The organism is Bradyrhizobium sp. AUGA SZCCT0169 (assembly GCF_018130085.1).
Lineage (GTDB): Bacteria > Pseudomonadota > Alphaproteobacteria > Rhizobiales > Xanthobacteraceae > Bradyrhizobium.
Window position 1 is genome coordinate 58,012 of the sequence record NZ_JAFCMC010000028.1, and the last position, 12,875, is coordinate 70,886.

Annotated in this window: 13 protein-coding genes and 1 pseudogene; 9 read left to right on the forward strand and 5 right to left on the reverse strand. The window is 60.2% G+C overall.

Going from position 1 to position 12,875, the window contains the following annotated elements; translation table 11 throughout:
* The first annotated feature begins 45 nt into the window (after positions 1-45).
* The 4 genes from JQ609_RS25620 (at position 46) to JQ609_RS25635 (ending at position 4,720) form a co-directional block, all read left to right on the forward strand.
* On the forward strand, positions 46-762 hold the full coding sequence (locus tag JQ609_RS25620; RefSeq protein ID WP_312014893.1) for a TetR/AcrR family transcriptional regulator: 717 nt from the start codon (positions 46-48) through the stop codon (positions 760-762).
* A 14-nt stretch (positions 763-776) separates the two neighbouring features.
* On the forward strand, positions 777-3,098 hold the full coding sequence (locus JQ609_RS25625; RefSeq protein ID WP_212275608.1) for a molybdopterin-dependent oxidoreductase: 2,322 nt from the start codon (positions 777-779) through the stop codon (positions 3,096-3,098).
* Between the two features lie 18 nt (positions 3,099-3,116).
* Positions 3,117-3,821: an SDR family NAD(P)-dependent oxidoreductase gene (locus tag JQ609_RS25630; RefSeq protein WP_212209050.1), complete on the forward strand. Its 705-nt coding sequence runs from the start codon at positions 3,117-3,119 to the stop codon at positions 3,819-3,821.
* A gap of 77 nt (positions 3,822-3,898) precedes the next feature.
* Complete coding sequence (locus JQ609_RS25635) at positions 3,899-4,720, forward strand: enoyl-CoA hydratase-related protein (RefSeq protein ID WP_212275609.1); 822 nt, start codon at positions 3,899-3,901, stop codon at positions 4,718-4,720.
* Between the two features lie 15 nt (positions 4,721-4,735).
* Here JQ609_RS25635 and JQ609_RS25640 read toward each other — a convergent pair whose 3' ends face one another.
* The gene (locus tag JQ609_RS25640; protein ID WP_212275611.1) at positions 4,736-5,335 is read right to left on the reverse strand and encodes a TetR/AcrR family transcriptional regulator; all 600 of its coding nucleotides are present in this window, start codon (positions 5,333-5,335) and stop codon (positions 4,736-4,738) included.
* A gap of 182 nt (positions 5,336-5,517) precedes the next feature.
* On the opposite strand from JQ609_RS25640, the gene JQ609_RS25645 reads away from it, so the two are divergent.
* The 4 genes from JQ609_RS25645 (at position 5,518) to JQ609_RS25660 (ending at position 8,520) form a co-directional block, all read left to right on the forward strand.
* The gene (locus JQ609_RS25645) at positions 5,518-5,664 is read left to right on the forward strand and encodes a hypothetical protein (protein ID WP_212209053.1); all 147 of its coding nucleotides are present in this window, start codon (positions 5,518-5,520) and stop codon (positions 5,662-5,664) included.
* Between the two features lie 101 nt (positions 5,665-5,765).
* The gene (locus tag JQ609_RS25650; RefSeq protein WP_212209127.1) at positions 5,766-6,629 is read left to right on the forward strand and encodes an alpha/beta fold hydrolase; all 864 of its coding nucleotides are present in this window, start codon (positions 5,766-5,768) and stop codon (positions 6,627-6,629) included.
* A gap of 33 nt (positions 6,630-6,662) precedes the next feature.
* Positions 6,663-7,667: an NADP-dependent oxidoreductase gene (locus tag JQ609_RS25655; RefSeq protein ID WP_212275612.1), complete on the forward strand. Its 1,005-nt coding sequence runs from the start codon at positions 6,663-6,665 to the stop codon at positions 7,665-7,667.
* Between the two features lie 73 nt (positions 7,668-7,740).
* A complete protein-coding gene (locus JQ609_RS25660) occupies positions 7,741-8,520 on the forward strand; it encodes an SDR family oxidoreductase (RefSeq protein WP_212275614.1) in 780 nt (259 codons plus the stop codon).
* A gap of 133 nt (positions 8,521-8,653) precedes the next feature.
* On the opposite strand, the gene JQ609_RS25665 is transcribed toward JQ609_RS25660, so the two are convergent.
* The 4 genes and pseudogenes from JQ609_RS25665 to JQ609_RS25680 all read right to left on the reverse strand — a co-directional run bounded on the left by JQ609_RS25665 (position 8,654) and on the right by JQ609_RS25680 (position 11,981).
* Positions 8,654-8,935: a winged helix-turn-helix transcriptional regulator gene (locus tag JQ609_RS25665; protein ID WP_212275615.1), complete on the reverse strand. Its 282-nt coding sequence runs from the start codon at positions 8,933-8,935 to the stop codon at positions 8,654-8,656.
* 324 nt (positions 8,936-9,259) lie between these two features.
* The gene (locus tag JQ609_RS25670; protein WP_212275618.1) at positions 9,260-10,369 is read right to left on the reverse strand and encodes an enoyl-CoA hydratase/isomerase family protein; all 1,110 of its coding nucleotides are present in this window, start codon (positions 10,367-10,369) and stop codon (positions 9,260-9,262) included.
* 61 nt (positions 10,370-10,430) lie between these two features.
* Positions 10,431-10,814: a DUF2147 domain-containing protein gene (locus tag JQ609_RS25675; protein ID WP_212275645.1), complete on the reverse strand. Its 384-nt coding sequence runs from the start codon at positions 10,812-10,814 to the stop codon at positions 10,431-10,433.
* 142 nt (positions 10,815-10,956) lie between these two features.
* A pseudogene (locus JQ609_RS25680) lies at positions 10,957-11,981 on the reverse strand (MDR family oxidoreductase).
* 520 nt (positions 11,982-12,501) lie between these two features.
* On the opposite strand from JQ609_RS25680, the gene JQ609_RS25685 reads away from it, so the two are divergent.
* Positions 12,502-12,846 (forward strand): helix-turn-helix domain-containing protein, encoded by a 345-nt coding sequence (locus JQ609_RS25685; RefSeq protein WP_312014895.1) that lies wholly within the window; start codon positions 12,502-12,504, stop codon positions 12,844-12,846.
* Positions 12,847-12,875: the final 29 nt, after the last annotated feature.

Genomic DNA, 12,875 nt, shown 5'->3' on the forward strand with positions numbered 1-12,875 from the left:
GATGATAGTCATATAAGATAGGCAGCATTGCAATGAAATGTTGCCGTGAACTTCAAGGAAGCGCGGTTCCAGAATTGCTTCGAGGGGATGGGGACGGGTTGTGCAGCCGATCACCTTAGGACCTTGCACGGAGTGGCGATGCGATACGTAGAAGACCACAGGCGTCAAACCCACGATCGAATCGTTGAAAATGCTTCCTACGGCTTGCGCCAAAAAGGCGCGGAAGGGCTCAGTGTTGTCGACTTGATGAAGCTCGCGGGTCTGACCCACGGCGGCTTCTATAACCATTTCGAGTCGCGTGCCGCGCTTGTCAGCGAGGCGATCGCCTTTGCGATGGACCAAACGACTGGACGATGGAGAAAACTGGCGAACGGGAAGGCCGACGGGGAACGTTTCGAGGCGTTGATCGCCGATTATCTTAGTCCCCGGCATCGCGACAATCCCAAACACGGTTGCGCGCTTCCAACCCTGGCCGTCGATGTCGCGCGATCGAGCCCGAGCGAGCAGCAGGCCCTGGCTTCCAAACTGGAGAGGATGATCGACGCCCTTGTCGAGTTGCTTCCCGGTGAGCCACCTGGACAGGCCCGCCAAATCGCGACAGGCGCTATCGCAACCATGGTGGGATCGATCGTGCTGTCGCGTGCCGTCGGCGCGGGGAAACTTTCCGACCGCATCCTCGATGCCGGACGCAAGACCGCAGGCGGCCGGACTCGGAAGCCGCAACGAAGAACAACAAAGGCGACGCGCTGCGAAAAATCATAACAAGGGAGGTCAAAATGACGGCCGGCAAATGGCTCAAGACGGCCTGCAACCTGTGTTACATCAATTGCGGGATCGAAGTCCTGGTCAACGAGGGGCGCCTCGAGAAAGTACGGGGCGACCGTTCGAGCCCGAAATCACAGGGCTACCTGTGCAACAAGGCGACCCGGATTCCATATTATGCGAATGACAAGGATCGGCTTACGACTCCGCTGCGTCGTCGCGCCGACGGCGGCTTCGATGCAATCGAGTGGGACGTGGCGATCGCAGAAATCGCAGATCGGCTGCGAGACATCGTCGACAGATATGGCGGCAAGACTATTGCCCTTTACGGCGGTGGCGGGCAGGGCAACCACGCCGGCGGCGCCTATGCCAGCGGATTGTTGCGCGCACTGGGTTCGCGCAGCGTCTTCAATGCCCTTTCGCAGGAAAAAACCGGCGACTTCTGGGTCAATGGCCACATGTTCGGCAGCCAGACGTGCCACACCGCCGAGGACGTCCATCATTGCGATCTCTTGCTTGTCATCGGTGCAAATCCCTGGATTGCGCACGGCTTCCCCAATGCGCGCGATCATCTCAATCAAATCCGCAAGGATCCCGCACGCAAGCTGATCGTCATTGATCCCAGGCGAACCGAAACCGCCGAAATGGCGGATCTGCATCTCGCGGTTCGTCCCGGCGCGGACTCGTTTCTCCTAGGCGCGCTGCTGGCCACGCTTGTCCGGTCCGACCGGATCGATCATGCCTTCATTGAGGAGCACACGATCGGATTCGCGGAAGTGAGGCAGGCGCTATTAGATATCCCCGTTGAAGAATGGGCTGCCGCTGCCGATATCTCGATCGCGGATCTGGAGCGCTGCGCCGCGATGATCGCAGCGGCGAGGGCCATGGTGGTGCGGGTCGAGCTCGGCATCCAGCAAGGCATCAACTCGACGCTCAACTCCTATCTCGAAAAGCTTCTGATCATGCTTTCCGGCAATTTCGGCCGTAAAGGTACTAACCAATTGCATAGCTGGCTTCAACCGCTATGGGGCAATTCTCCGAACCAGACATTCGCACCGACCGGCGACGCGATTATTGGGGGCCTGTTGCCGCCCAACATTTTCCCCGAAGCGGTGCTCACGGACCATCCCGACCGGTTGCGATGCGCCTGGATCGACAGTTCCAATCCCGCCAACACGGCCGCAAACACCCAGGCCGTGGAACGCGCGCTGCGCTCGCTGGACCTATGCGTTGTGGTCGACGTTGCGATGACCGAAACCGCACAGCTCGCGCATTACGTTCTCCCGGCGTCCTCTCAGTTCGAGAAAACTGAATTCACCCTGTTCAACTTCGAATTTCCGACGAACTATTTTCATGTTCGTGCCGGTGTGTTGCCGCCGCTCGCCGGCACCTTGCCGGAGCCTGAGATCTACACGCGGCTTGCCATCGCCCTTGGGCTTCTACCAGGGGACAATGTGCTCGCGCCCCTGCGGGAGACGGCGCGGCGTTCGCGAGCAGAGTTCGCCGTCGCCTTTCGTGCTTTCATCGCGGAAAACCCCGGCGCAGTTCCTGCCCTGGTGCTCTACCATACGCTGGGACAGACGCTTCCGGACGGCACGGCGGCAGCGGCACCCTTGTGGGGGGCGGCGCTGGCTTGCGCGAAGCGATCGCCGCAAGCGGTGCGGCGGGCGATCGGCGCGTCGGACGAGGAGGCGGATCACCAGCTCGGCGATCTCCTGTTCGACACGATCGTTGCCACCCGGCAAGGCACGGCCGTTACCCGGCACGACTATGACGAGGTCTGGTCATTGATCAGCCATTCGGACCGCAAGGTTCGGCTGGTGGTCCCGCAGATGCTGGAATGGCTGGCGCGGCTCGATCCGCAAGCAGCGGGCGCGCCAAAGGAGTTTCCGTTCATGTTGGCGGCAGGTGGCCGCCGCATGTTCAATGCCAACCAGATCTTTCGCGATCCCGCGTGGCGGCGCGAGGATCCGGACGGCGCCATGTTGATCAATTCGAGCGACCTGAGCGAGTTGGGCGCAGAGGATGGTGACTGGATCGCCGTCGAGTCGGTGGTCGGACGGCTCGTTGTCCGCTGCAAGGTCGACGATGCCATGCGGAATGGCCAGCTGGCGCTGCCGCACGGTTACGGTCAGGCATACCCGACGTTGGACGGAGAGCGCCTGATCAACGGGCCACGCATCAATCTGCTCACGGAAAGCGGCAACCGCGATCCCATTGCGGGCACGCCCTACCACAAGAACGTAGCGGTCCGTCTGGCCCTGGTGTCCGCGCACGAGGCTGCCACCTATCAATCGCAATCCGAGCGAATTCACATGAGAGCGGCCGGACAATAGCTCGAAGGGAGCGCTAAAATGACCGATAAACCAGTCGCGATCGTGACCGGAGTAGGGCCGGGCACGGGAGCGGCCATCGTCAAGCGGTTCTCTGCAGGCGGATTTCGTATCATTGCGCTTGCCCGTTCAGCGGAACTCATCAACCGCCTTGCGCAAGAGCTTCCCGATGTGCACGCGGTAACCTGCGACGTGTCCGACGAGAGCCAGGTGCGGACCGTCGTTAATGACGTAAAGCGCCGTTTTGGAGCCGCCGAGGTTCTCATCCACAACGCGGTCGGAGGAGGCTGGGGAAGCTTTCGCGAGATCGATCCGAAGATGCTGAAGGGCAATTTCGAGGTCAACGTAATGGGCTTGTTGTACCTGGCCCGCGAAGTGGCTCCTGACATGATCGATCGCGGCAAGGGCGCGATCCTGGTGACCGGCAACACGTCTTCGATCCGGGGGAAGGCCAATTTCGCCGGCTTCGCTCCGACAAAGGCGGCGCAGCGTATATTGGCCGAGTCGATCGCACGTGACATGGGACCTCTCGGCGTCCACGTCGCCTATGTCCTCATCGACGCCGTGATCGATACGCCCCGGATGCGAGCGCGGATGAGCGACAAACCGGATGAATTCTTCATCAAGCCTGTCGCCATCGCCGACGAACTGTATCATCTCTACAGTCAGGACCGATCGGCCTGGTCATTCCTCGCGGAATTGCGGCCATTCCGCGAAAACTGGTGACAGAACGCGGTTACAGTCGAGTAACGCGCTTACTCATCTAAGAGCGCCGCAGACGCTGGACCTGAAAGGTCAGAACCATGACGGATGAGTCAATCTCGATTGATACAGGGACGGACGAACTGCTGTGCGCGATTCGGGATCGCGTTGCCGTAATCACCTTGAATCGGCCCGAGGCGCGAAATTCGCTGTCCGACCAGCTCACGCCGGCGTTGCGCCGAATGATCAAGCAGAATGGGGACGATCCGGACGTCGGCGCACTGCTGATTACTGGTGCAGGCACTGCTTTCTGTTCGGGTGGCGACGTCAAGGGGATGGGCGGTAGTTCGGCCGCACCGGCGATGTCAATCAGCGACAAGGTTGCGCGACTGAAGGAGCGTCAGCGGACATTGACCGGCGTGCTTGTCTCGGTGCGTAAACCCACCATCGCGGCCCTGCCGGGACCGGCGGCTGGCGCTGGGCTTGCGATCGCGCTCGCCTGCGACATTCGTATTGCAGCCGAATCCACCATCATGACGACTGGTTATACCAGGATTGCGCTCACCGGTGATTACGGAATTTCGTGGCTATTGACCCGGGCGGCCGGGACGGCGCGTGCCCGCGAACTGATGTTTTTGTCCGAACGGATCGACGCACGCCGCTGCGAAGCGCTGGGGCTGGTAAATCGCGTGGTGCCTGATGTCAACCTGCAGAGCGAAGCATTTGAGATCGCGAGGACGTTGGCGAACGGTCCGGGGAGTGCGTTTGCCTCCATCAAGGATAATCTCGACCTTGCTTTGTCGGCTGACTTCCTGACGTCATTGGACCACGAGGCCGAGAAGATGGTCCTCGCAGCGAGCACCGCGCAGCATGCCGAAGCCGTGCGGGCCTTCATCGAGAAACGCGCTCCTAATTTCAGGTGAGACCAAACGCTGAAGTCACCCGTCAGCCGATTTGTTTTTCGGGGATGGTCCGGCAATATCCGTCACCACGGCGGCCATCAGCGATTCCGCCAGAGGGGCATCCGCAATCACCCGAGACAATATGACAGCGCCGATCATTTCCGAGAGGATAGCCGCGGGATGTCTGCTGCCGGTGGCCCTCGGGTTCGCGGACGACAGTTTCCCAATCTGTTCGAGATAGTTTTGAATCGCCGTGATGAAGACAGCGCGGAGCGCAGGGTCGTCGCTCCGCGCGGCGTCCACGGCCAATGCCGGCAGAATGCACCCGGACCCTGGATCGTCGCGATGGGCCGATGACACATAGCGTTCGATGAGTTCGCGAAACGGATCTTTGGGCTGTTGGGCCAGTCCATCCTTCAGCAACGCTGTCGTGTCCGCGATCGCACGTTCGCTGGCCTTGACCGCCAGATCATCCTTTGAAGCGAAGTTGCGATAGAAGCCGCCATGGGTCAGGCCGGCAGCTTTCATGATGTCGGCAACGCCGATCCCCTCGAAACCATGCTCGCGCAGCAGGCGCGCCGCAGTCCCGATGATGTGCTCGCGGTTCTCGAGCGCCTTCTCTCGCGACACCCTCATCGTTTTCTCACTCCGTTGGTCGCAGGACCTGCGCCTGTTGGTCCTGACCACGGCCGAGCGATCTCAGATTCGTAAAAACTCCGCTTGACTTTTTTCATGACGATCATCATCTAACACATAAGATGACGATCGTCATAAAAAAATGAGGAAAGTGGGCTGTTTTATAGCTGAGAGGTAAAATAATGCCGGGTTTGAGTGCGCCGGAGCGCAAGAAGACAACGGTCTTCGCCGGCTCGTCGTGTGGCAAGGCCGCGCGGCAGGTCGCCTACGCGGGGTGTCCTCGGGCCCTGTTCGACAAGATTCTGCGGTCGCAGTTCGGGCTGGCGTAATTCAGCACATGTACTGGCGCGCAAAGAGGGAGTTGTGCCATCCGGCCGAATATCCCGTCCATCTTGGAATTTTCGGTCCGAGCCGGACACTGGAGAAAGCCATGGCTAGTTCTGTTACTAACATCGGACGGGGGACGCGCTACATAGATGCACCCACGCTCTCGATAAATGTCGGGGGGACATCTTTCGTCTACCGCGACATCGGCCCTCGGAGCGGCGTGCCGCTCATTCTTCTTAATCATTGGGGCGCTGTTCTGGACAATTTCGATCCGCGGATTGTCGATGGTCTCGCCAGCAAGCATCGCGTGATCGCGACCAATTACCGGGGTATCGGTGCATCGGGCGGAACAGCGCCTGTGACCATCGATGAAATGGCGCGAGATGCGATTGCCCTGATCCGCGCGCTGGGCTTCGAAAAAGTCGATCTGGTCGGCTTTTCCCTCGGCGGATTTGTGGCGCAGGATATCACGCTGAAGGCACCGGAGCTGGTGCGAAAGCTCATTCTGGCTGGCACGGGCCCGGCGGGCGGCACAGGTATCGACAAGGTGTGGCCGGTATCCTGGCCTTTGATGATCAAAGGATTTCTGACGCTGCGGGATCCAAAATTCTATCTGTTCTTCACGTCCACGACCAACGGCCGGCAAGCGGCGGCAGCCTTCCTGGAACGGCTGAAAGAGCGCAAGGCAGGCCGGGACAAAGGACCTACGCCCAGCGCTTTCTGGCGGCAGGTGAAGGCGATCACCGCTTGGGGCCGACAGGCGCCTCAGGATCTCGGCAGCATCCGCGTTCCGGTGCTGATCGCGAATGGCGAGAACGATATCATGGTGCCGACCGAAAACAGCATCGATATGGCGCGCCGTATCCCGGGCGCAGAACTGGTCATCTACGAAGATGCCGGGCATGGCGGGATTTTTCAGAACCACGCCGTTTTTGTGCCGAAGGCCCTGTCCTTCCTCGGCGCCTGACGCCGCGACATATTTCAGATTGGAGAAGACGCCATGAAGGCATTCGTTGTCGACAAGTACAAAAAGAAGGGCGCTCTGCGCTTGGCCAAAGTGCAAGAGCCGGAGGTGCGCGACGATGATGTCATGGTTCGAGTTCACGCAACCGGTGTGAACGTTCTGGACTCCAAGATCAGGGACGGAGAATTCAAAAGCTTCCTGTCGTATCGTCCGCCTTTCGTTCTCGGTCACGATGTGGCGGGGATCGTCACCAGGGTTGGTCCCAAGGTCAGGCGATTCAAGGCGGGCGACGAGGTCTATTCACGGCCGCGCGATCATCGGGTCGGAACATTCGCGGAATTCATTGCCATCAATGAAGCCGACGTGGCGCTGAAGCCCAAAAACATCAGCATGGAAGAAGCCGCGTCCATTCCGCTCGTGGGGCTGACCGCCTGGCAGGCTCTGGTAGAGGTGGCCAAGCTGAAGCCCGGGCAGAAGGTCTTCATTCAGGCCGGCTCCGGTGGTGTGGGGACTTTTGCCATCCAGCTTGCCAAGTATCTCGGCGCGATAGTTGCGACGACGACGAGCACGAAAAATGTCGAGCTGGTCAAGAGTCTCGGCGCGGACATTGTCATCGACTACAAGACGCAGGATTTCGAGAAGGTTTTGTCGGGCTACGATCTGGTCTTGCACAGCCAGGACGCCAAGACGCTCGAAAAATCCCTGCGCGTGCTCAAGCCGGGTGGCCTCCTCATTTCGATTTCGGGGCCGCCGGATCCCGAATTCGCCAAGGAGCTTGGGATGAACCTGTTCCTGAAGCTGGTGATACGCCTCCTGAGCCGTGGTGTGCGGAAGCAAGCCAAAAGCCTGGGTGTGCGCTTCTCGTTCCTGCTCATGCGTGCGCAGGGACAGCAGCTGAGCGAAATCACGTCGCTGATCGAAGCCGGCGTGATCCGTCCGGTCGTGGATAAGGTCTTTCCGTTTGAGAAGACTGGAGATGCGCTGACCTACGTCGAGACCGGGCGCGCAAAGGGCAAGGTCGTCATTGCAGTGAAACAGTAGGTCCCCTAATGACGCGGCCTGAGTTGCGATGCCACGACGCTGGCCGTTCGCAAAACGCATCCGAGGAAGCATCATGACTGAATCCAAGCGCGACACCCAACCTTCCATACAGGACGTCGCACTCATTGTCGGCGGTGGCCCCGGCATCAGCTCGAGTTGCGCCCGGCTGTTCGCGGAAAACGGCATGCGTGTCTGCGTCGCTGCCCGGAATCCGGACAAGGCGGTCCTTGAGACCCTTGAGAAGACGCATGGCGTGCGACGATATGCCTGCGATGCCAGTGAGCCGGCAGCCGTGGCGCAGCTGTTCGGAAATGTTGTTCGAGACGTCGGGACCCCAAGGCTAGTCGTGCACAACATCGATGGCCGGGTTCCCGGCATTTTTCGCAAGAGCGTTATCGAAGCCGACCCGGCCATGGCGCTCGAAACCCTTCGAAACTCGGCGTTTTCTGCGTTTCTGGTCGGTCAACAGGCAGCTCGGCTCATGCTCGGAAACGAACCCGACGCCAACGGCGCGAGAGGAACGATCGTCTTCACGAACGCCAGCGCGGCGCTCAAGGGCTTCCCGTCAAGTGGCGCCTTTGCAATGGCGTGTCACGCCAAGTCCGGACTCGCGCAAAGCATGGCAAGAGAACTGATGCCGCAGGGTATCCACGTCGCGAATGTGCCGATCGACGCCGCGATCGGCTGGACCCAGGAGGACGGGACCCGCGCTCACCGGCTGGCGGGAACAACGGTCGACGACAACATGGCCGACCCCGTCCATATCGCGAAAACCTATCTTCAGCTTCACCGGCAGCATCGGTCGACCTGGGCGTTCGAAGTCGTGCTCCGGCCGTGGGTCGAGAAGTGGTGATTAACACTGGTGGCGGCGCGCAACTACGCCTGAGCAAGGCTTTCGAGTTTGCGATGCTCGCCGACGTCCATCACCGTGCAGCCAAGGCGCGCGGGCGTGTCGGCGAACCGAAATGTCGGCCTTGGCTGCGCTTTCAGGTGTGAGCGCACGCATTTGACGGCCGAACGTCAGGTGTTTGGTGCTGCAGAGCAGTGCCTTCGATCGAATCTCCGTAGTGTTGGCCCCACTTCCGAAGCGAGAGTAGAATGGGGCCGAGGCTCTGACCGAAGGGAGAGATTTCATATTCCGCCTTCGGCGGAATCTGCGGATACGCGTGGCGCATGATGACGCCATCGGCCTCCAATTCGCGCAGCTGAAGCGTCAACATTCTCTGCGTGGCGTTTCGGCCACAGGCCGGTCCAGGCGCTGACGACATGGTGAGGTGGCCACTGACCAAGTTCGATCAACGGATTTCGATTTCCTTGCTGCATGGGGAAAGCGCGACGAGGTACAAGGGTGGTGCCTCTCTCCTGGCACCTCAGCACCGCATGTCTTCGCGTTTGAAGTCCATCAGTTCGTGGTTGCGGCCGTTGAATCTTCCTCACCCATCCGGATCCGCGAGCGGCCGAAAGGGCGCTCAGCGATTAGGGAGTGAAGTTGAAGAGCGGCGTAGACGAGGGGCAGGAATGGTCTTCGAACATGACGTTCATTCCTCAGGGAGAAGGCAGGATCGTCCCGGATGTCCCGCCCTGTCCCGCATTCAGTTCGCCTGGCCCAGATAGTGGCCAAGTCGAAGTTCGAAGTCTTCGCGTCCGTGTTCGCCGACAAGCTTCGCCAATCTCGGGCGGCGGGCCTGGAAGCCGGGCCATGCAAGTGACTGGCTGTATTCCGCATAGGAGGCCAGGAAGTACGAGTCGGCCGGCAACGTCGCGCGATTGACCTGGGCCTTCGCGCCTGCCAGCGATTGTTTGTCGAAGCCGGACAAGCGGGCCGCCAGCGCCTCCACGAACGGGTCGAGTTCGTTATCCCGTAGCGCACGAGTCACCATCCCAAACCGCTCGGCATCGTCAGCGGCGTAGTCTTGGCTGCTCAGGATGACCTCCAGCGCGCGATCTCGCCCGACGAGCCGCGGTAGCCTTTCGCTCCCGCCCCCGCCAGGCACGATGCCTACTCCCACCTCGGGTTGGCCGAATAGCGCTTTCTCGGCACTCGCGTAGCGCAGGTCGCATGCGAGCGAAAATTCGTTTCCGCCGCCCCGTGTCCTGCCCCGGATGCTGGCAATGCTGATGACCGGTGACTTGCTCAGCCGCAGCACCAGATCGACCCAGGTCGGCAGCGGTGGATCGCTTGGCTCGACTGGGAAATCCCGGGCCTTGCTCAGATCGAAATGATTGATGAAGTACCCTTCGAGCTCGCTCCTGAACACGATGACCTTGACCTCGGGGTCGCGATCCATGTCCTTGACTACCGAATGCAGGGCCGAGACCATCTCTGGCACCACCAGATTGAACGGCGGGTTGGCGATCGTGACCTGCCAGAGCTGCGGGGTGCGCTTGTCCAGCTTGACCAGGGGCGACCGGGGGGGCGTGCCGGCGCCGGTGTTCACCCTGGGCGTCTCTTGAGCGAAAGCGGATGCCGGCAGGGCCGCGGGAAGCGTTGCTGCGAGCGCGGTGGTGGCCGAGGCCGCAGCCGACGCAACGAATTCCCGGCGAGACATGCTCTGATTCGAATCCCGGATCTTCGAATCCAGAAGATTGAGCCCGGAAGCGTGGACCTCGATCAGAACATCGTCATCCCGCAGTGCCGGCTCCGGCATCTCGCCAAGCCGCAGAGCGCTCTTCTTGTGTCGATCGACGATGAATGCCTTCATGATGTTTCCTCTTCCATGGGTTTCTCTGCATCGAGTAGTTTTCCTGCCGAGCTTCGCTCCTTTATTCCTGGCGTTCCCAAATCTGCGAACGACCCAGCATTGACACGCCAATGTAGCCGCGCATGTTGAGCTTCTCGCCGCCGTCGGTCAGCTGGATTTTGCTGCTGTAGACCTTACCGTTGTCCGGATCGAGGATTTTGCCGGCGGTATATTCGGCGCCTTTCTTCTTCAGGCCGCTTAGGATCACCAAGCCGATTACCGGCACATCCTTGAGCGCGCCTTCGCATTTTTCACATTTCGGATTTCGGTCTTCGGACGGCGCGCAGAACACCTTTTCAATCTTGCCCTGCAGGGTGCCATTCGATTCCGTAACGCGGATAAGTGGTCTCGGTTTGCCGCTCACGTCATCGACATTTCTCCATAAGCCGACAGGTGAGTGCAGCAGCCAAGGTGAGCGCGAGAACGCCTGATTGTTTCAAAGTACACATTCCGACGCTCCTAGGGGTGGGATTTATTGTTGTCTTGTTGTCTTGTTGCCGCGTGGTCTGATTTTCATCGAGGTGTCGCCAACAGCCCGCTCGCAACATTTACGCATTCACGTCGACGACGGTGCGGCCCTGAACCTTCCCCGCGAACATTTGGCGCACGACATCGGGAACCTCCGCAAGGCCGACCACCTGCATCGTTCGGGCGAGCTTGCTCAGGTCCAGGTCGCGAGCCAAACGCGACCACGCCTCGATTCGCGCCTCCTGCGGAGCATTCACCGAGTCGATACCTGCCAGGGTGACATTGCGCAGGATGAACGGCAGAACCGTTCCGGGAAGATCCACACCCTGGGCCAGTCCGCAGGCCGTCACCACGCCGCGGTACTGCGTCTGCGCCAGCACGTTCACCAGCGTATGACTGCCGACGGAGTCGACAGCGCCAGCCCAGCGCTCGCGCGCGATAGGCGCTCCAGGCTCCGAAAGCGTTCGTCGATCAATGACGTCGGTCGCGCCGAGACTTCGCAGATAATCGGCTTCCTCAAGCCGTCCAGTAGATGCAACGACGCGATAGCCGAGATCGGCGAGGAGGGCGATCGCGATTGACCCGACGCCGCCGTTGGCGCCGGTTACGAGGATGTCGCCACGCTGCGGTGTGATTCCGCCATGTTCGAGAGCGAGAACCGACAGCATCGCGGTGTAACCGGCTGTGCCGATTGCCATAGCGTCCTTTGTCGAAAATGGCGCCGGAATCTTGACCAACCATTCGCCTTTCAGCCGTGCCCTCTGGGCATATCCACCGTGATGGGTCTGACTTAACCCCCAGCTGTTGGCGACGACGTGGTCTCCGACTGCGATGCCGGGATAGGAGGATGCCTCCACCGTTCCAGCGAGGCCAGCCCAGGCGAGGCTGCCCGGGCTGCGGCCCTCCGATCGATGCCGGGAATGAGGGGGAACTGGCGAATGACCTCCGTGCGCCCGGTAATGGCCAGCGCATCCTTGTAGTTCACGGTCGAATAATCGACGGCGACCGTAACGTCGCCAGGCATGAGATCTTGCTCGTTCATTTCGACCACGCTGGTCGTAATCTTACCGTCTGTCTTTGCTGCCAGCAGTGCCTTGAACGTCATCGTCATATCCTGGGTCAGTGTTGCGTTGTCCACGGACCTAAGGTCACGTCGCTTGATCGCAAGAAGGCACAATTAAAGCGGCTACTATCATTTATGGACGTACCCGACGGCCAAAGCGGGGAGCCGGGCCCTTGGCGGATATGACAGCGGGCCTGACATGGCGACGTACTGCCCCGAAGCGCGGGCAGGCTGCCGGCCATGCCGAGGCTTATCCGTGCTGTCGCACTGGCGCTCGCTGTCAGCGAGTTCCCTGCCGAGATCACGCTGCTGTCTTACGGGACGCTGCGAGATCTGTTGTATTAGGATCGTCATGTGATATAAATCCGGACGTCAGTTCAAATGGCATCGACGGCAACGTCCAAAGACGTCGACCGAGCGACTGTGACCGCAGCTTAGGCTCCGCCGACCCGAATTCGTGTCCTGCATGCCGCAGAGCGCATAATTATGGCAGATGCGACCATTTTTGGAGGTGTCTATGCGTACAAGACGGTTTGACGCGAAGAGCGGATGTGCGGTCGGAGTGACACTGTCCGTGATTGGCGGCATGTGGAAGCCACTGATCCTGTTTCATCTCTTCGCTGGCAAGAAGCGGTTCATGGAACTGTCCCGAGCCATTCCTAACGCCACGCAGAGGATACTGACCCTTCAATTGCGCGAGTTGGAGGCCGATGGCGTGATCGTGCGCCATGCCTATCCACAGATTCCTCCGAAGGTGGAATATGAAATCTCCCCCTTCGGGCAGAGCCTGGCGCCTGTACTGCTTTCGCTTCGGAGTTGGGGCAAGCAGCATGGAGGTTTAATCGAAGGCGTCTCTCAGCCTCACTACGCCGCTGAAGATCGTCAGCCAAACGCATGCTCCCTGTAACGTAGGTTGAGTGATGCCTGGGGACTTTG

Bases quoted from the DNA above. Each gene is read 5' to 3' on its own strand.
- JQ609_RS25625 (WP_212275608.1), top strand. From the start codon at position 777: ATGACGGCCGGCAAATGGCTCAAGACGGCCTGCAACCTGTGTTACATC.
- JQ609_RS25630 (WP_212209050.1), top strand. From the start codon at position 3,117: ATGACCGATAAACCAGTCGCGATCGTGACCGGAGTAGGGCCGGGCACG.
- JQ609_RS25635 (WP_212275609.1), top strand. From the start codon at position 3,899: ATGACGGATGAGTCAATCTCGATTGATACAGGGACGGACGAACTGCTG.
- JQ609_RS25640 (WP_212275611.1), bottom strand. From the start codon at position 5,335: ATGAGGGTGTCGCGAGAGAAGGCGCTCGAGAACCGCGAGCACATCATC.
- JQ609_RS25645 (WP_212209053.1), top strand. From the start codon at position 5,518: ATGCCGGGTTTGAGTGCGCCGGAGCGCAAGAAGACAACGGTCTTCGCC.
- JQ609_RS25650 (WP_212209127.1), top strand. From the start codon at position 5,766: ATGGCTAGTTCTGTTACTAACATCGGACGGGGGACGCGCTACATAGAT.
- JQ609_RS25655 (WP_212275612.1), top strand. From the start codon at position 6,663: ATGAAGGCATTCGTTGTCGACAAGTACAAAAAGAAGGGCGCTCTGCGC.
- JQ609_RS25660 (WP_212275614.1), top strand. From the start codon at position 7,741: ATGACTGAATCCAAGCGCGACACCCAACCTTCCATACAGGACGTCGCA.
- JQ609_RS25665 (WP_212275615.1), bottom strand. From the start codon at position 8,935: ATGTCGTCAGCGCCTGGACCGGCCTGTGGCCGAAACGCCACGCAGAGA.
- JQ609_RS25670 (WP_212275618.1), bottom strand. From the start codon at position 10,369: ATGAAGGCATTCATCGTCGATCGACACAAGAAGAGCGCTCTGCGGCTT.